Origin of the sequence: Pseudoflavonifractor hominis (assembly GCF_014288125.1) — a bacterium.
Taxonomy (GTDB): domain Bacteria; phylum Bacillota; class Clostridia; order Oscillospirales; family Oscillospiraceae; genus Pseudoflavonifractor_A; species Pseudoflavonifractor_A gallinarum.
Map to the genome: position 1 here is coordinate 372640 of NZ_JACOPR010000003.1, position 17982 is coordinate 390621.

Genomic DNA, 17982 nt, shown 5'->3' on the forward strand with positions numbered 1-17982 from the left:
CCTTATCCTTGCGCCGCAAGCAGCTCGTTCAGTGTTTTGCGTATCATGTCCAGTTTGGCCGGATTGTCTTTAATGAGCTTTGCTATGTCTGCTGGGATCTCGTTGCGGCCTTCTGCTGCCAGATCGTATAACTGTTTTCGTCGGATATCATCGGCGCCAGTCTTTTCATCCAGTACAGCTACAATCTTATCCTGAAGCGCGGTTGGAGGGGGCGTGGCTGTCAACAGATCGTAGAAGTACGGTTTTTTAATGCCGACTGCGGTATAAAACTCTTCCTGCGACATTTCTGCCTTTTTGATCTCTCCGACCAGATATTCACCAAATGCTGTTTTCTGCCGATGATTCATACGCCCACCTCCTTTGCATTTAGTATGTATGTTTACATACTAACATACTTATAAAATAAATCAAGATCCATCAAAAGATTTTTCATTTTTCCCTCGACAGGTAGAAGCCGAAGACTTTTTTCGCAGGAGGGATAAACAAAATAAAACGCCGCTGTCTGCAAATCACAGACAGCGGCGTTCATACATATCAGACGCTTTTTCTTTGCAATTGTCGTAAGTTTATCGTAAATTCACGGCTGTACTTCTGGCAATTGCTTGCGTCCCAATGGGTTCAGGCTATTGCTTAGTACATACCGCCCATGTCGGGAGCAGCGGGAGCGGGAGCAGCGGGCTCCTTCTTGTCGGCCACCAGGGACTCGGTGGTCAGCAGGGTGGCGGCGATGGAAGCCGCGTTCTCCAGAGCGGAGCGGGTCACCTTGGTGGGATCCACGATGCCGGCGGAGATCATGTCCACATAGGTCTCCTTGTAGGCGTCGAAGCCGTAGCCGACCTTGCCGGACTCACGGATCTTCTCCAGGACCACGGAGCCGTCGATGCCGGCGTTGGCAGCGATCTGCTTCATGGGCTCGGTCAGGGCCTTGGCGATGATGCGCACGCCGGTCTTCTCGTCGCCCTCAACCTCGGGGATGAGCTTCTCCACAGCGGAGACAGCGTTCACATAGGCGGTGCCGCCGCCGGCCACGATGCCTTCCTCAACCGCGGCGCGGGTGGCGTTCAGGGCGTCCTCGATGCGCAGCTTCTTCTCCTTCATCTCCACCTCGGTGGCAGCGCCCACGCGGATGATGGCCACACCGCCGGCCATCTTGGCCAGGCGCTCCTGCAGCTTCTCCTTGTCGTAGTCGGAGGTGCTGATGGCCAGCTCGTTGCGGATCTGATCCACGCGGCCCTTGATGGCCTCGCTGCTGCCGGCGCCGTCCACGATGATGGTGTTCTCCTTCTGGACCTTCACCTGGCGGGCCTTGCCCAGCATGTCGAGGGTGGCGTCCTTGAGCTCATAGCCCAGGTCGGCGGAAACCAGGGTGCCGCCGGTCAGGATGGCGATATCCTTGAGCATCTCCTTGCGGCGGTCGCCGAAGCCGGGGGCCTTCACGCAGGCCACGTTCAGGGTGCCGCGCAGCTTGTTGACGATCAGGGTGGACAGAGCCTCGCCCTCCACGTCGTCAGCCACGATCATCAGGGGCTTGCTGGTCTTGACGACCTGCTCCAGCACGGGCAGCAGCTCCTGGATGTTGGAGATCTTCTTATCGGTGATGAGGATGTAGGGATCGTCCAGGACGGCCTCCATCTTCTCGGTGTCGGTGACCATGTAGGGGGTGATGTAGCCGCGGTCGAACTGCATGCCCTCCACGACCTCGCTGTAGGTCTCAGCGGTCTTGGACTCCTCAACGGTGATGACGCCGTCGTGGGAGACCTTCTCCATGGCCTCGGCGATCAGCTTGCCGATTGTCTCGTCGCCGGAGGAGACAGCGCCGACGCGGGCGATGTCATCGCTGCCGTTGACCTTCTGGCTGTTGGCCTTGATGGCCTCGATGGCGGCGGCGGTAGCCTTGGAGATGCCCTTCTTCATGACCATGGGGTTGGCACCGGCAGCCAGGTTCTTCAGGCCCTCGCGGATGATGGCCTGAGCCAGCAGGGTGGCGGTGGTGGTGCCGTCGCCGGCCACGTCGTTGGTCTTGGTGGAGACTTCCTTCACCAGCTGAGCGCCCATGTTCTCAAAGGGATCGTCCAGCTCGATTTCCTTGGCGATGGTCACGCCGTCGTTGGTGATGAGGGGGGCGCCGAACTTCTTCGCCAGCACCACGTTGCGGCCCTTGGGGCCCATGGTGATCTTCACAGTATCGGCCAGCTGGTTGACGCCGCGCTCCAGAGCGTGACGGGCTTCCTCGCCGTAGCAAATGATCTTAGCCATAATGAATTACCTCCAAAAAATGAGATGTTGATACACCGCCGCCGGAGCGGCCGGTGGTTTGTTACTCGACGATAGCCAGAATGTCGCCCTGGCGCACGATGGTGTACTCCACACCGTCAATCTTGACCTGGGTGCCGGAGTACTTGCTGGTGATGACCTTGTCGCCGGCCTTCACGGTCATGACGACTTCCTTGCCGTCCACCACGCCGCCGGGGCCCACTTCGATGACCTCAGCCACTTCGGGCTTCTCCTTGGCAGCGCCGGTGAGGATGATGCCGCCCTTGGTGGTCTCCTCGGCCTCCACCATCTTCAGGACAACGCGGTCAGCCAAAGGCTTGAGTTTCATAACAGGTTCCTCCTTATATGTGATAAATCTTTTTCAAAACAAGTTCAGCGTGTTAGCACTCATTTTACCGGAGTGCTAACACGCTTATTATAATAAACTTAGTTCTACAATTCTGCAAGCCCTAATTTTTAAATTTTTTATGAATGATGGGTGAATTTCCAGGCGAATCTCTCTCAATCTCCCTCAAAGTCTTCTTATCTCTTTTTTTCTCCGGAAATCTCATTTTTTACACCGGAGGCCGGGGCCCAGGAGGCTCCCCTGGGGAACACAAAGTTCACTTTTTTAGCAGAGAGGGCGATGGAGAGCTCATCCGTATCCAGCCGCTCCCCGTCCACATTGACCATGGAGAGCCGGTCGCAGCGCACCTTCATGGACCTGCCCCGCCGGAGGATGACCAGCTCCGGGATCTCCTCCGCCCGGCCCGCGGCGTAGAGCTTCACCAGCCGGGCCACCGTCAGGCGGGAGACCCCCTTCACCAGCAGAAATTCCAGCACCCCGTCGTCGGGGACGGCCCGGGGCGAGGGGTGGAAGCCCCCGCCATAGTAGCGCCCGTTGCAGGCGCACAGCAGGGAGAAGTCCCCGGCAAAGATCTCCCCGTCCACCTCCACCTCGTAGGGGCGGGCGATGCCGGCGATCAGGTTCTTCACCAGAGAGAGCTGGTAGGCCATGGCACCGCTGACCATGGGATAGCGCCGGAACTGGGCCATGCCCAGCCCGATGCGGGCGTCAAAGCCCACCGAGCAGATGTTGAGGGAGAGGCGGCCGTTGCAGTCCATCAGGTCGGCGGCGGCCTGGTCGCCGTAGACCAGCTCCTTCAGATCATAAAAGCGCCCCCGGTCCTGCCCGAAGAGCCGGAGAAAGTCGTTGCCCGACCCGCAGGGGTACTGGGTCACGGCGGCGTTGGGATACCCGGCGGCCCCGTTGACCACCTCGTTGAGGGTGCCGTCGCCCCCGCAGGCGTAGATGCGCACGCTCTCCCCCGTCTCGGCGGCCGCCCGTGCCAGCTCCACGGCGTGGCCGGGGTAGTCGGTCACCCTGGCCTCCCATGCCACCCCCAGGGGGTCCAGGGTGTCGGCCAGCCGGGCGATCATCTCCTGGCTGCGGTCATACTGCCCCGCGGAGGGGTTGAGCACAAACAAATGCTTCATGGTCCATCCATCCTACTGTGTTCAGATTCCCATTCAAAAGAGGGTGATACGCTGCTCCATCCGGGCCATGCGCGCGGCGATGCCGGCGGCCTCGGCGCGGGTGACCGTATCCCCGGGCCGGAAGGTGAGCTTTCCGTCGCTCCCGGCCAGCACCCCCTTGGCGTAGAGGGCATAGATGTCGTCGGCGGCATAGTCCCCGGCCTTCACGTCGGGGACGGAGGCCTTCACCCGCTCCAGGCTGTTCTTCTCGGGGATGGCGCGGCCCAGGGAGGTGGAGGCAAAGATGTGGGCCATCTCGGCCCGGGTGACGGGGCGTTCATAGTCCAGGAACTCCCCCCGCCGGAGGATGCCGCTGGCCACGCAGTAGTCCACCGAGGAGCGGTACCACACCGCCCCGGAGACGCTCTGCTGGTGGAAGTTGTCCCCCCGCTGGCGGCTCTCCATGCAGGCGGCCAGGCGCACCGCCTCGGCCACGGTCATGGTACGGTCCGGGGCGAAGCGGTTGTCCCCCACACCCTCCATGAGCTCCAGGTTGTAGGCCAGGTCCACCCACAGATCGTACCAGGACCGGGGGGACACGTCGGAAAAGTCGGGCAGCCGTCCCCGGTTGAGGGGGAAGCGGGCCGAGGGGACCTGCCGCTCCAGCATGAGCTGGTTGATCTGGTAGAAGGGGAGGACGGTGGTCTCCCCGTCCTTGGTGAGGAGGAGGGCCTCTCCCCCGCTCACCTCGGTCAGCCGGGCCGAGTCATAGACGAAGTCGTAGAAGATCTGGGTGGTCCCACCCTTCCCGTCTGGGAAGGGCAGCAGGCTCACCACACCCCATTTGGTCCCCTTCTGGGCGATGTACAGCCCGCCGGTCATGTGGAAGAGGGAGCCGTATTCCGGCTGGATCAGGTAGGTCCCGTCCTGCCGGATGACCCCCAGCCGGTCGCCCAGCTGGACCTGGCCCAGCCCCAGGGTGAAGTCCAGCACCGAGGTGTACTGCATGGGGATGACCACCTCCCGCCGGGCGTTGGCGTATCCGAATTTCCCGTCCGGGCTCTGGGCCTTGGCCATGCCCTCCTGGTAGCCCCAGATGGTCACCCCGGCGGGAGCGGCCCCCGCGCCCAGAGGAAGGAGGGCGCACAGAGCCAGCGCAGCCAGCCCCGCTCGGGCGGCTTTGGTCCAACGATGGGCCATTTTCCATTCCTCCCCGTAATTTATTCTATCTTATTTCCTGTCTGTATACTGAAATAGGTCACATTTTAACATGCCGTTATAGAGCTTGCGGCGTTTGTCCGCCGTGCGGCCGAAGGTGCGCTCGAACTCCGTGTGGGAGGAGAGGACCGAGACCTTCCACCCATTGGGCAGGTCCCGCACGGCCTGTCCGAAGGCCCGGTAGAGCTCCTCGGCCTCCTGCTTTTCCAGGATGCGCTCGCCGTAGGGCGGGTTGGTGACGATGCGCCCGTAGGGGTCGCTCCGGTGGAAGGTGCGGGCGTCGGCCACCTCGAAGCGGACCAGGTCCTCCACGTCGGCCTTGACCGCGTTGTCCCGGGCGATGGCCACGGCGGCGGGATCCATGTCCCCGCCCCAGATGTCGTAGTGCCCGTCAAACTCCTTGTCCATGGCCTCGTCGGCCCCCTCCATCCACACCTTGGCGGGGAGCCAGTCCCACTTCTGGGCGGCGAAGGAGCGGCTCAGGCCGGGGGCCCGGTTCTTGGCGATGAGGGCGGCCTCGATGGGGATGGTGCCGCTGCCGCAGAAGGGGTCGCAGAATGGGTCCCTCCCCCGGTAGCGGGAGAGGAGCACCATGGCGGCGGCCAGGGTCTCTCGCAGGGGGGCCGCCACGCCCACCGCCCGGTAGCCCCGCTTGTGGAGCCCGGCGCCGCTGGTGTCCAGCATGAGGGTGACCTCGTCCTTGAGGATGGAGAACTGGATCTGGTGGAGGGCCCCGGTCTCGGGGAGCTTCTCCAGGCCGTACTTGGCCCCCAGGCGGGCGCACACGGCCTTTTTCACGATGGACTGGCAGGCGGGGACCGAGTGGAGGGCCGAGTTCAGGGAGTGGCCCTTCACCGGGAAGGCGCCCTCCCGGGGAATGAATTCCTCCCAGGGCAGGGCGCGCACCCCCTCAAAGAGGGCGTCGAAGTCCCCGGCGTAAAAGCGGCCCAGGACGATCAGCACCCGCTCGCCGGTGCGCAGGTTCAGGTTGACCCGGGCGATGTCGGCGGGGGTGGCGTCGCAGAAGACCCGGCCGTTCTCGGCCCGGACGTTGGGCAGGGAGAGGCGGCGCAGCTCCTCCGCGGCCAGGCCCTCCAGGCCGAAGAGGGTGGGGACGACAAGTTGCAGGTTGGTCATCATCGAGACATACTCCATTTCCTATACAAAATACAAATACCGGTCTGTCAATTCAAGTGCACTCTTTTGAGTTCAGGCACTATCGCCTCGCAGAGTTCCGCCGGGCGCAGACGGCGGAAGAGGGTCAAATCGTGTTTTCCGGCGGCGTGTACGTCGGAAAACACTCTGCTCAGGCCGCAAGTGTGTGGCCCTTCGGGCCATGCGCGCGGCGGCCTGCATCCCCTCGAAAAAATGCTTGCATTTTTGAGAAGCGTGTCGAACCCAGTTCGACACGCAGCTATGTTTCCCGTCCAGTATATCTGATTTTCCCCCGCAAGGCAAACCCTTTTGGACCGCGGACGCGAAAAGAGGCGATTTCACGCGCCCGGATGGGCCCAAGGGAGCAAAGCCGTCCAAAATCCGCCCCAACCGCCCCGGAAGGGCTGTGGATTTTCCACAGGGAATATGGTATGATACCACCAAGGTTTCCGGGAATCCCCGGCAACCCCCATTCCGCTCCGGTCCCCCCGTTCCGGAGCCCATGAAAGGAGGGACGCGTATGCTCCCAACCATTCTCTGGCTGGTGGCCCTGGTGGTCTTTCTGGTGGTGGAGGGCCTCACGGTGGGCCTGGTCTCCATCTGGTTCTCTGCCGGTGCGCTGGCCGCGCTGCTCCTCTCCCTCGGAGTGGAGAACATCTGGGCACAGATCGCCTGCTTCCTGGCGGTGTCCGCCCTGTGTCTGGCGGCCTTCCGGCCCATGGCCCTCAAGTACCTGAACCCCTCCCGGCGCACCCCCACCAATGCCGACCGGGTTCTGGGCATGGAGGGCGTGGTCACCCAGGCCATCGATAATCTCCGCTCCACCGGCACGGTCCAGGTCCGCGGCATGGACTGGTCGGCCCGCAGCGCCGGGGAGGAGACCATCCCCGCCGGTACCCGGGTGCGGGTGGTGCGCATGGAGGGCGTCAAGCTCTTTGTGGAGCCGGTAGGCGCCCCTGCCGCTGTGTCTCAGCCCTGAGTCATCCCCCTGTTCCCAAACCACATTGGAAGAAATGCGTAAGAGGAGGAATTGTACATGTTACCCATTATTCTGAGTATCCTGGGCGTCCTGATCCTGCTGATCCTGGTCATCAACATCAAGTTCGTGCCCCAGTCCAAGGCCTATGTCATCGAGCGCCTGGGCGCTTTCCACGAGGTCTGGGGCGTGGGTCCCCACTTCAAGGTCCCCTTCTTTGAGCGGGTGGCCAAGGCGGTCTCCCTCAAGGAGCAGGTGGTGGACTTCGCCCCCCAGCCGGTCATCACCAAGGACAACGTCACCATGCAGATCGACACCGTGATCTACTTCCAGATCACCGATCCCAAGCTCTACACCTACGGCGTGGAGCACCCCATGAGCGCCATTGAGAACCTGACCGCCACCACCCTGCGCAACATCATCGGCGAGCTGGAGCTGGACCAGACCCTCACCAGCCGGGACATCATCAACACCAAGATGCGCACCCTTCTGGACGAGGCCACCGACCCCTGGGGCATCAAGGTCAACCGGGTGGAGCTCAAGAACATCATCCCGCCCAGAGAGATCCAGGACGCCATGGAGAAGCAGATGAAGGCCGAGCGCGAGCGCCGGGAGTCCATCCTCCAGGCCGAGGGCCAGAAGCAGTCTCAGATCCTGGTGGCCGAGGGCGAGAAGCAGTCGGCCATCCTGCGGGCCGACGCGGCCAAGCAGGCCGCCATCCTGGAGGCCGAAGGCAAGGCCGAGGCCATCCTCAAGGTGCAGCAGGCCCTGGCCGACTCCATCGAGATGCTCAACAAGGCCAACCCCAACGACCAGGTGGTCAAGATCAAGGCGCTGGAGGCCTTCCAGGCCGCCGCCGACGGACGGGCCACCAAGATCATCATTCCCAGCGAGATCCAGGGCCTGGCCGGTCTGTGCGCCAGCGCCAAGGGAGTCTTCGACTCCATGGAGCCCAATCCCCCCGCCAAGAAATAACCCCATACACGCACAAAGGGCGTGCCGGAACTCCGGCACGCCCTTCAGCGTGTCGAAAAACTTCGACACGCTTCTCAAAAATGCAAGCATTTTTTCGAGGGGATGCAGGCCGCCGCGCGCATGGCCCGAAGGGCCACACACTTACGGCCTGATCAGAGTGTTTTCCGACGTACACGCCGCCGGAAAACACGATTTGACCTTCTTCCGCCATCTGCGGACGGCGGAACTCTGCGAGGCTCTTGCATCTAAAATCGCAGAAATTCACTTTATCGACAGCCTGAAGGGCGTGCCGGAACTCCGGCACGCCCTCGTTTTCTTTATTTTTCCTTTTCCACGGACTCGGCGTCCTCCTCGGGGAGGACCTCCACCCGGATCTCCATGACCCGGCGGTGGTCCACCCGGGTGACCGTCACGTCCAGGCCCTCGGCCTGGAAGCGGTCCCCCTCCTCGGGGACCCGGCCGATCTGTTCCATGACCCAGCCGGAGACCGTATTGGCGTCGCACTCGCCCCGGATGGAGAAGAGGTCGAAGAGATCGGTGAGGTCGGCGTTGCAGGAGATGAGGTAGCTGCCGTCCTCCTGCTTCTTGAACTCCTCGATGACCTCGTCGTGCTCGTCCCAGATCTCGCCCACCAGTTCCTCCACGATGTCCTCCAGGGTGACCAGGCCCTCGGTGCCGCCGTACTCGTCCACCACGATGACCATGTGGGCCTTCTCCTTCTGGAGGATGCGCAGCAGGTCCGAGATCTTGGTGTTTCCGGTGGTGTAGAGCACGTTGCTCATAAAGGAGCTCACATCCTCCCGGCCGCGGAAGCGGGCGGCGTGGAAGTCCTTCTCGTGGATCACGCCCACCACGTCGTCGATGTCCTCATGGTAGACCGGAATGCGGGAGAAACCGCTCTCGGCAAAGACCCGGGCGATCTCGTCCATGGAGTCGGTGTCCTCCACCGCCACAATGTCCACCCGGGGGGTGAGGATCTCCTCCACCTCCAGGTCGTTGAACTCGATGGCGGCCCGGATGAGCTGGCTCTCGTGCTGGTCCAGCCCGCCCTCGGTCTCGGCCTGGTCCACCATGGTGACCAGCTCCTCCTCGGTGATGCCGTCGTTGGAGGCGTTATGGAAGAGCTTGGAGAGCAGGCGCTTCCACTGGCTGAAGAGGAAGTTGGCCGGGGTCAGCACCACCATGAAAAAGCGCAGCAGAGGCGCGGAGAACATGGCGAAGGCCTCGGGGGACTCCTTGGCCAGGCTCTTGGGGGAGATCTCGCCAAAAATCAGGATCACAATGGTGAGCACCACGGTGGAGACGGCGGGGCCGCTCTGTTCGTCCAGCAGCTTCACGAAGAGGAGGGTGGACACGGTGGTGGCCGTGATGTTCACGATGTTGTTGCCGATCAGGATGGTGGAGAGGAGCTTGTCATAGCTCTCTGCCAGCGCTAAGGTGCGGGCGGCCCGCTGGTCGCCGTTGTCCGCCCGGCTCTTGAGCCGGATGCGGTTGAGGGAGGTAAAGGCCGTCTCGGTGGCGGAAAAGTAGGCCGACATGGCCACCAGGATCACGATTGCGATCAACATTCCAATACTGTCACTGCCCATAGGGGAACTCATCAACTCCATTTTCATCATAAGATTGGTTTTCGTCTCAACGCAGGAAAGGACAGCCCCATCTCACCATCGGAGTAAGGCTGTCCTAAAAATCGCTCGATTCTGTTGACACAAGGGAGGTTCGTCCACCTGGGCTCACCTGCTCCTTCCACACAGATTGGATGCGCCTGCATCATTGTGAGACAGTATAGCATATTCCCCTCCAAATTGCAAGCGGCCCGCCCCGATTCCGCTTTGTAAGCTATTTTTTACAGAAAGAAACCATTTTCATTGTGTTTTTGCCCAAAATAAATACCAGTTATACGAAAATAGACAGCGTAGTCCACAAGAATTTCTTCCATACTTCCCCCCCTGTCGGGGGGTGTGCTATAATGACTTTCAATATAGAGGAAACACTCGCCTCCCGCCGTTTCTCCCGGGCGGGGGAACCAATCTCCGAAAGGGACGTGAACTGGTATGAATCGACTTTTTACCCTGCAATCGGCGCTGCTGACCCGTCTGGGGTCCGGGGAAGAGGCAGCCTGGACCGCCCTGCACATGGCCAGCGCAGGGACCATCGCCTGGAACATGGCCGAGGAGCTGGGGGATGACCCCTGTATGGCCGCCTGTGCCGCGTCCCTGAAGATCTGCGCGGGCGTCTTCTCCGACGGGGAGGATCTGCGCAGCTTCCTCCACCTGCTCGCCTGCTTCAGTGACAGCGAGTGCGAGTCCCTGGCCGCCGTGGTGGCGGGGGAGTGCGCCGCTCCCCAGGACGCCGCCCTGGCCGACACCGCCCAGAGTGCCCAGGTGGTCGCCGCCCGGCAGTACGGCCAGCCCTTCGCCGACGAGGAGGAGCAGGCCCGCTATCACCGCTGGACCCACCGCCACGCTTTGTCTTTTTAACCGCGTGTCGAACCGGTTCGACACGCTGCTTCTCAAAAATGCGAGCATTTTTGAGAGGGGATGCAGTCCGCTGCGTCGCACGCCCCTTTAGGGCGCACGCTTGCGGCCTGAGGGGAGTGTTTTCCGACGTACATGCCGCCGGAAAACACGATTCAACTTCCTTCCGCCGTCTGCGGACGGCGGAACTCTGCGAGGCTCTTGCCGCAACCGCAGAGATCCTTCTTACGAATAGTCCGAGGGGCCGCGCTTCTTTCTGGAAGCGCGGCCCCTTTTTCATACGCTCTAAGCTCCTGTGTGGATCTCCATCTCCGGGTGGACCTGGTGGATGAGGTCGGCCAGCTCCTGTTTTTCCTCCGGCGTGGGCTCCCGCAGCTTTTCGAAGAAATAGACCGTGATGCCGTCGCTCTCCAGTACGAAGGTCTCATCCAGCTTCCGGTAGGCCCCGGCGATGGCCTCCCCTTCCAGCAGACAGTGGGCGGGGGCCCAGACCACCTGCTGGTTCTCCTCCCCCAGGTGGAGTTGGATGGGATCGGCCACGGCCAGGATGTCGCAGGTGTAGATGCTGTCCCAGAAGCCGTCCCGCTGGTCCACGGCGGCCAGGTTGACCAGATATTCGTCCCGGTCCACATCGGACACCCGGGGCAGGTTGAGGGAGTCCTCCACGTTGACCAGGGCGCTCTGGTTCAGGACGAAGGAGGAGGCCAGCACCCCCACCTTCTTCCCCTCCGCTCCGAACTCGTCCAGGCGGCGGATGAGCTCCACCATCTCATAGGCGTCCTCCCGCCGGGGCGGGGCGTAGGAGAAGGTGGGCAGCATCTGAATGAGGGGATAGTCCTGGATGATCCCCGACTGCACCCGGGGCAGGGCGGGACTCAGGGCGGTAGGGAGCACGATGGCCGCCGTCAAAATCACGCCCAGTCTCCCCCGTCCGGCCAGGTAGTGGAAGCCCAGCACCAGCAGGCAGGCCAGAGCCGGGGCGTAGAGGAGCAGGTGCTGCTGTCCGTGGGACTGGACATGGACGAAGAGGAAGGCGCACACCGCCGGCTCCAGCAGGAGGAAGAGGGCCTGCCGCCGGGTGGCCTTCCCCCGGCACAGCCACAGCCCCAGGGCCGCCGCCGCCAACAGGAGGAAGAGCCCGTAGTACCGCTGGAGGATGCGCACATCCACCCCCAGCCCCAGGTCATAGGCGGCGTACATCTGGGCGTAGTCGGCCAAGAGGCGCCCCGAGACGAAGGTCTGGAGGAAGTAGAGCAGCGGGAAGCCGAAGCCGCACAGGTACCCCAGCACCGGGGCCGGGGAGCGGCGGAAGGCGAGGGCCTCCACGCACAGGACCAGCAGGAAGGCCAGGGCGTAGAAGGCGTACCACCGCCGCAGCACCACCGCCCCGGCGGCCAGCAGTCCGATCAGCAGATAGCGGGAGAAGCGGCCCTTCCCCGGCTCCTTCAGGTGGAGGAGGAGGGCCCCCAGAGCCACCGCGGTCCCGGCGATGTCCACATAGCCGGTCACCGAGGTGTAAAAGAGGGAGGGCAAGGCCAGCATCCCGGCGGCCGGGAGCCAATAGCCCCGGGGGCGCAGGCTGCGGGCGTACCCCCAGATGAGCAGCAGGGTGGGAAAGAGGCAGAAGTTCCCGATGGACATGAGATAGACCAGCCGGGAGGGCCCGAAGAGCAGGGCGAAGGGGACACACAGAAGGCCGATGGTGTCGTTGTAGTCGGTGGTGAAGATGGACTCATACACCCGGCTCAGGGCGGCGGCCACCCCCTGGTCCCGGAAGGTCTCGGCCAGGGAGTAGGTGCTGCGCCAGTAGATGGCGCTGTCCCAGCTGTAAATGGTGGCGCTCCCCCGGGCGTAGGCGTAGACCAGCAGGTTGACCAGCCCCCACAGGACCAGGATGGCGCATACATCCCGCCGGGAGAGGCCCCGCAGCCACGTCCCCGCCCCGCCCAGGCACTCCCGCAGGGCGAAGAGCAGGTGCAGGAGAAAGAGGGCCAGCAAAATCCCGCCCCCTGCCAGGACCAGCAGGTTCATCCCCCAGGAGAGGGCGATCCCGCCCCCCTCCACGGCCCGGTCCAGCACCAGCCCCCGGAAGCGCAGGGCAAAGACCACGCACAGGGGGTAGAGGACCCACCCCGCCCGCTGCCCGCCGAAGGCGTACCGGGCCAGATGGCCGTTCACCAGGGGGGCGCACAGCCCGCCCAGCAGGGCCAGCAGGGGCCCCAGGGCCAGCGCCGCCCCCAGCGGCAGGGGGATGCCCCGGGCCTGGACCAGAAAGGCCGCCAGGCGCACCCCCAGGAAGAGGCCGGCGGCCAGTCCTCCCAGGGCATAGCATGCCCGGGCGGCCCAGGGCGTCTTTTCCGCTCTCTCGTGCATGGAAGTCCCTCCTCGGTGACAGATGGCCCTCCGTCCGGCAGGACGGAGGGCAAGATTGCTTCTATTATAGCAAACTCTCCGGCGAGAATCAGCCCCCTTCCCCGGCAAAAAGGCCCCCTCTCTTTGTGAAAAAATAAATTAGACGAATCGTGAAAAAAATCACAGATTCGCCCGGCTTCTTTTTGGATGTTTTGACCGTTTCCTGGATTCTCTTATCCATTTTATTTGTAATACTTCACAGTTTACTTTTTATACTTTTGACATCAAACTTATTGTTAGATAAGAAAACAAATTGTTAGGAGGAGTATCTATGGGCATCTACGTCATCACCGGCGGCTCCAGCGGCATCGGAAAGCGCACGGTGGAAATTCTGAAGGAGCGGGGCCATGAGACCGTCAACATCGACCTGAAGGACGGGGACATCAACGCCAACCTGGCCACCCCCGCCGGGCGCTCCGCCGCGCTGGAGGAGCTGCACCGCCGCTACCCGGACGGCATCGACGCCATGATCTGCAACGCGGGGGTCAACCGGAACATTCCCCTCATCATCTCCCTGAACTACTTCGGGGCCACCGAGATGGCCGCGGGAGCCTTCGACCTTCTGAAGAAAAAGGGCGGCAGCTGTGTGGTCACCTCCTCCAACTCCATCGTCCAGGGCGCGGCCCGGATGGACGTGGTGGGCATGCTCAACAACCAGGCCGACGAGGCGCGCATCCTGGAGCTGGTGAAGGACTATGACCCCCGGGCGGCCCACTCCTTCTACGCGGCCACCAAGTACGCCCTGGCCCGCTGGGCCCGGCGGATGAGCGCCAGCTGGGGGGCCCAGGGGGTGCGGCTCAACGCAGTGGCCCCCGGCAACGTCCGCACCGCCATGACCGACGGCCTCTCCCCCGAGCAGCGCGCGGCTGTGGAGGCTCTGCCCGTGCCCGTCAACTATGAGAGCGGCGAGCTGATGGACCCCAGTGACATCGCCAACGCCATCGCCTTCCTGGCCTCCCCCGAGGCCCACGGCGTCAACGGCGTGGTGCTCTTTGTGGACGGCGGGACCGACGCGCTGCTCAACTCGGAAAAAGTGTATTGAGGAGGGACCTGCTATGATCATCGCTGATTTTGTCCGCGCCCTTCAGGCAAAGGATCACAAGGCCATGGCCGCCTGTTTTGCCGACGAGTGCCGCCTGTTCGACTACTGCCCCCTGCGCATCAAGAATGAGAACTACTACATCTACGGTCGCTGGGCGGTGGAGATGTTCTACCACAACAAATTCGTCCTGGGCGGGCTGTCCGTGCTGGACCCCCGCATCGTGGACGAGCGCACCGTGAACCTCTACATCAACTACGGCGGCCAGGTCAACCACGCTCTGGCCACCATCGAGAGCTATGACCCGGTCTCCGGTCTCATCCGGGAGCTGGTCATCCGTCCCGCCTGATAAAACAATCTGATCAAAAAATAAGTCCGCCGGACTGTTGTCCGGCGGACTTCGTCTATCCATCAACGGAGAAAGAGCCTCGCAGAGTTCCGTTGTCCGCAGACAACGGAATAGAATCAAATCGTTTTTTCCGGCGGCATGTACGTGGGAAAAAACACTTCTCAGGCCGCAAGTGTGTGGCCCCCCTCGGGGACCCAAACGAAGCCCAGCGAAGCGGGTTTGTTAGGGAGAGGAGGGGCAAGGGAGTGAAGTGAGCCCTGGCCGTCAGGCCGGGGGGAACGGTGCGGACTTTGCCCCGACGATGCGCGCGGCGGCCTGCATCCCCTCGAAAAAATGCTTGCATTTTTGAGAAGCGCTTTATGCGTATTCCACTTCCACCAGGGTGAGCCCCTGGGGCGGGGCGGTGGGACCGGCGGCGGAGCGGTCCCGGGCGGCCAGGATGGCCGCCATCTCCTCAGGGGCACGCTTTCCGGTGCCCACCTCCAGCAGAGTTCCCGTGAGGATACGCACCATGTGGTAGAGGAACCCGTCCCCGTGGAAGGTGAGGTCCAGGTCGTCCCCCCGGCGCACAATCCGGATGGCGTCCACCGTGCGCACGGTGGACTTCTTGAAGCGCCGGTTGGAGCAGAAGGAGCGGTAGTCGTGCCGTCCGGTCAGGGCGGCGGCCGCCCGCTCCATGGCCGCCAGGTCCAGCGTCTCCTCCACCCGGAGCTGGTACTTCCGGCGGAACACGTCGGGGGCATCCCCCAGGCGGATGGCGTAGCGGTAGGTCTTGCCCACGGCGTTGAGCCGGGCATGGAAGCGCTCCCCCGCCGGTTCCACTCCGATCACGGCGATGTCCTCGGGGAGATAGCGGTTGAGATAGGCGCGCACCTCCCCGGGCTCCCATGTGCCCGGCAGGCGGACGCTGGCCACCTGGCCCTGGGCGTGGACCCCCGCGTCGGTGCGCCCGGCGCCGTGGATCTCCACCGCCTCCCCCGCCATGCGGGAGAGCACCCCCTCCAGCTTGCCCTGGATGGTGTTGCCCGTGTTGCCCTGGCGCTGCCAGCCGTCGTAGCGGGTGCCGTCGTATTGGATGGTGAGCTTCAGATTCATGGTCGTTCCCTCCGGCAAAAAGGCCGCACCTGCGGATCTCTCCGGCAGGTGCGGCCCTCCTGTGCGTTGTTTACTCCGCGTTCAGCTCGTGCAGGAAGTTGATCAGGCGGATCTGGTCGTTCTTATCGTTGGCGAAGAGCTCCAGAGAAGAGCCGGACTCCTGGATCAGACGGCCGATGGCGATGTACTGAGACATGGAGGACTTCAGGTTGAAGATATCCCCCTCCAGGGACTTCAGGTAGACCTCGTGCTCGCAGGAGTTGACCACGTCGATAAACTTCTGGACATCCTTAATATTGGTCAGGCGCATGAAAAATTCCCTCCTTTATTGAATGGTTCTATCGCAGGCTGTAAAACAGATTTTCACCGGCTTTAGTATAGCATAGATCCCCCCGCCCGGCAACGGTACGATGTGGAAAATAAACTGGCGATTCTTGCCCTTTTCTAAACTGTTTTTCACAAAGCCGCGGCTTTTTGGATGGATTTTCCTCCATCCGGTGCCCTTCTGCCCGCCTCTGGGAGGAGGGCTCTCCTTCCGGTTCTGAATTTCCCTTTCCCGGCATAGGATACATCGACAAGGGCCGTCCCCGCCGGGGACACGCCGCTGAAATAGAGGAGTGTATCGCTATGAATGTCACGTGCAAGCAGACCATTCCCCTCCTGACCCGGGTGGTGGTGACCGCCGGCGCCTGTGTGGGCTGCCGCCCGGCCATCCGGCCCGAGGGCACCATCGTGGAGGTGGGGGAGGAGGGCGTGTTCCGGGTGCTCTTTGAGGACGGCACCCGCCGCTGGTACCGGGCGGAGGAGCTCTCCCTCTCCCGCCCCCGCTGACCCGCTCTCCCGCCGCGCAGACGCGCCCCCGGTTCCAAACCAGCGGAACCGGGGGCGCACTTCTTTTTTCGGGATTACTGCCCCATCTGGCACACCTGCATCCGGGTGCGCAGGATGGCGCCGGGACTCATGGACAGCTCGTCGATCCCCAGGTCCAGGAAGGTCTGGAGGAGGGACGGGTCGGCCCCCAGCTCGCCGCAGATGCCGATCCAGATGCCCGCCCGGTGGGCGTTTTCGGCGGCCATGGCGATGAGGCGGAGCACCGCCCGGTGCTCCGGGTCGTCAAAGCAGGCCACGCTGGCGTTCTGGCGGTCCAGGGCCAGGGTGTACTGGGTCAGGTCGTTGGTGCCCACGCTGAAGAAGTCCACCTGCCGGGCCAGCTCCTCGCTGAGGAGGGCGGCGGCCGGGGTCTCGATCATGATGCCCAGCTCCACATCTCCGGCATAGGGGATGCCCTCGGCGTCCAGCTCCCCCCGGACGGCGGCGGCCGCCTCCAGGACGGAGCGCACCTCGGCGGGGGAGGTGATCATGGGGAACATGATGGCCAGCTTCCCGTAGACCGACGCCCGGTACAGGGCCCGCAGCTGGGTGCGAAAGACCTCCGGCCGGGTCAGGCAGATGCGGATGGCCCGCATGCCCATGGCGGGGTTCTCCTCGGGAGGGAGCTGGAAGTAGTCGGCCTGCTTGTCGGCGCCGATGTCCAGGGTGCGGATGACCACCCGCTTGCCCCCCATCCGCTCCAGCACGTCCCGGTAGGCACTCAGCTGGGTCTCCTCATCGGGGTAGTCGCTGCGCTGGAGGTAGAGGAACTCGCTGCGGAAGAGACCGATGCCCTCGGCGTCTCCCGCCAGGGCGGCCTCGATGTCCTCCGGGCCGCCCACGTTGGCGCACAGCTCGATCTTCCGCCCGCCCCGGGTCACGCTGGCCCGGCCCCGGTAGCACTCGGCCTCCGCCCGCTCGGCGCAGGCGGCGCTCTGCCGGGCCTCAAATTCCGCCCGGACCGCCCCGTCGGGGGCCACGACCACCTCGCCGGTGCTCCCGTCCACCGCCACCTCCCGGCCCTGGGAGAGCAGCTCCAGGGAGCGGCCCAGGCCCACCACCGCCGGGATGCCCATGGTGCGGGCAAAGATGGCCGTGTGGGAGTTGACCGAGCCGCCCGCCGTCACGAAGGCCAGCACCTTGCTCCGGTCCAGGCGGGCGGTCTGGCTGGGGGCCAGGTCCTCGGCGGCCAGGACGGCCGGCTCGGTGAGGACCAGGGCCTCCTCCTCCGTCCCGTTCAGGATGTGGATGAGCCGCGCGCCGATGTCCAGCACGTCGGCGGTCCGGCCCTGCATATAGTCGTTGTCCATGGCGGCGAAGGCGGCGGCCGCGTCCCGGGAGGCCTCCTGCACGGCATAGGCCGCGTCGGCTCCGTCACGGATGCGCTCCTCCACCCCCTCGCAGAAATCCGGGTCCTCCAGCACCATCTGGTGGATCTGGAAGAGCAGGGCGTTCTCCTCCCCCAGGGTCTCCAGCGTCTGCTGGTAGATCTCCTCCAGCTCCACGCCGGCCTGGGCACGGGCCGCCTCAAAGCGCGCCAGCTCCTCCTCGGGCACGGCGCCGCTCCTGGGCCGGAGCTCGGCCGGGCCGCTCCCCAGGCGGTGGATGGGGCCGATGGCCACGCCACGGCTGACCCCCTGTCCATGTAATGTGGTCATAGTCCATGTCCCTCCTGTAAAAACGAGCC

General features: G+C 63.5%; 17 protein-coding genes. 6 read left to right on the forward strand and 11 right to left on the reverse strand.

What is annotated here, in order from left to right; translation table 11 throughout:
- Positions 1-2: 2 nt before the first annotated feature.
- From H8S34_RS07020 to H8S34_RS07045, 6 genes are all read right to left on the reverse strand, one after another.
- Positions 3-347 (reverse strand): hypothetical protein, encoded by a 345-nt coding sequence (locus H8S34_RS07020; protein WP_186963469.1) that lies wholly within the window; start codon positions 345-347, stop codon positions 3-5.
- A 283-nt stretch (positions 348-630) separates the two neighbouring features.
- A complete protein-coding gene (gene groL, locus H8S34_RS07025) occupies positions 631-2256 on the reverse strand; it encodes a chaperonin GroEL (RefSeq protein WP_101691803.1) in 1626 nt (541 codons plus the stop codon).
- 61 nt (positions 2257-2317) lie between these two features.
- The gene (locus H8S34_RS07030; protein ID WP_101691802.1) at positions 2318-2602 is read right to left on the reverse strand and encodes a co-chaperone GroES; all 285 of its coding nucleotides are present in this window, start codon (positions 2600-2602) and stop codon (positions 2318-2320) included.
- A 194-nt stretch (positions 2603-2796) separates the two neighbouring features.
- Positions 2797-3750 carry a diacylglycerol/lipid kinase family protein gene (locus tag H8S34_RS07035; protein WP_186963471.1) on the reverse strand — a complete coding sequence of 318 codons (954 nt, stop codon included), beginning with the start codon at positions 3748-3750 and terminating at the stop codon, positions 2797-2799.
- 33 nt (positions 3751-3783) lie between these two features.
- Positions 3784-4929 carry an S-layer homology domain-containing protein gene (locus tag H8S34_RS07040; RefSeq protein WP_101691800.1) on the reverse strand — a complete coding sequence of 382 codons (1146 nt, stop codon included), beginning with the start codon at positions 4927-4929 and terminating at the stop codon, positions 3784-3786.
- Positions 4930-4959: 30 nt separating this feature from the next.
- Positions 4960-6087 (reverse strand): THUMP domain-containing class I SAM-dependent RNA methyltransferase, encoded by a 1128-nt coding sequence (locus H8S34_RS07045; RefSeq protein ID WP_207724913.1) that lies wholly within the window; start codon positions 6085-6087, stop codon positions 4960-4962.
- A 535-nt stretch (positions 6088-6622) separates the two neighbouring features.
- Between H8S34_RS07045 and H8S34_RS07050 the strand changes: the two genes are divergently transcribed.
- Positions 6623-7081 (forward strand): NfeD family protein, encoded by a 459-nt coding sequence (locus H8S34_RS07050; RefSeq protein ID WP_101691798.1) that lies wholly within the window; start codon positions 6623-6625, stop codon positions 7079-7081.
- 57 nt (positions 7082-7138) lie between these two features.
- Entirely contained in the window at positions 7139-8053 is a 915-nt protein-coding gene (locus H8S34_RS07055) for an SPFH domain-containing protein (protein WP_101691797.1), read from the forward strand.
- A gap of 317 nt (positions 8054-8370) precedes the next feature.
- Here H8S34_RS07055 and H8S34_RS07060 read toward each other — a convergent pair whose 3' ends face one another.
- Entirely contained in the window at positions 8371-9642 is a 1272-nt protein-coding gene (locus tag H8S34_RS07060; RefSeq protein WP_101691796.1) for an HlyC/CorC family transporter, read from the reverse strand.
- 465 nt (positions 9643-10107) lie between these two features.
- Here H8S34_RS07060 and H8S34_RS07065 point away from each other — a divergent pair, with 465 nt between their 5' ends.
- Positions 10108-10533, forward strand: a complete 426-nt coding sequence (locus H8S34_RS07065) for a hypothetical protein (RefSeq protein WP_186963473.1) — start codon at positions 10108-10110, stop codon at positions 10531-10533.
- Between the two features lie 282 nt (positions 10534-10815).
- On the opposite strand, the gene H8S34_RS07070 is transcribed toward H8S34_RS07065, so the two are convergent.
- Positions 10816-12903 (reverse strand): hypothetical protein, encoded by a 2088-nt coding sequence (locus tag H8S34_RS07070; RefSeq protein WP_186963474.1) that lies wholly within the window; start codon positions 12901-12903, stop codon positions 10816-10818.
- Positions 12904-13213: 310 nt separating this feature from the next.
- Between H8S34_RS07070 and H8S34_RS07075 the strand changes: the two genes are divergently transcribed.
- Positions 13214-13984, forward strand: a complete 771-nt coding sequence (locus tag H8S34_RS07075) for an SDR family oxidoreductase (protein ID WP_186963476.1) — start codon at positions 13214-13216, stop codon at positions 13982-13984.
- 13 nt (positions 13985-13997) lie between these two features.
- Positions 13998-14330 carry a Cif family virulence factor gene (locus tag H8S34_RS07080; RefSeq protein WP_101691793.1) on the forward strand — a complete coding sequence of 111 codons (333 nt, stop codon included), beginning with the start codon at positions 13998-14000 and terminating at the stop codon, positions 14328-14330.
- A 357-nt stretch (positions 14331-14687) separates the two neighbouring features.
- Here the strand turns inward: H8S34_RS07080 and truA are convergent, their stop codons facing one another.
- Both truA and H8S34_RS07090 read right to left on the reverse strand, forming a co-directional pair.
- The gene (truA, locus tag H8S34_RS07085; RefSeq protein ID WP_101691792.1) at positions 14688-15425 is read right to left on the reverse strand and encodes a tRNA pseudouridine(38-40) synthase TruA; all 738 of its coding nucleotides are present in this window, start codon (positions 15423-15425) and stop codon (positions 14688-14690) included.
- Between the two features lie 70 nt (positions 15426-15495).
- Positions 15496-15735 carry a polya polymerase gene (locus H8S34_RS07090; RefSeq protein WP_101691791.1) on the reverse strand — a complete coding sequence of 80 codons (240 nt, stop codon included), beginning with the start codon at positions 15733-15735 and terminating at the stop codon, positions 15496-15498.
- A 317-nt stretch (positions 15736-16052) separates the two neighbouring features.
- Between H8S34_RS07090 and H8S34_RS07095 the strand changes: the two genes are divergently transcribed.
- The gene (locus H8S34_RS07095) at positions 16053-16256 is read left to right on the forward strand and encodes a hypothetical protein (RefSeq protein ID WP_101691790.1); all 204 of its coding nucleotides are present in this window, start codon (positions 16053-16055) and stop codon (positions 16254-16256) included.
- Positions 16257-16330: 74 nt separating this feature from the next.
- Here the strand turns inward: H8S34_RS07095 and ptsP are convergent, their stop codons facing one another.
- Entirely contained in the window at positions 16331-17953 is a 1623-nt protein-coding gene (gene ptsP, locus H8S34_RS07100; RefSeq protein ID WP_101691789.1) for a phosphoenolpyruvate--protein phosphotransferase, read from the reverse strand.
- Positions 17954-17982 lie beyond the last annotated feature (29 nt).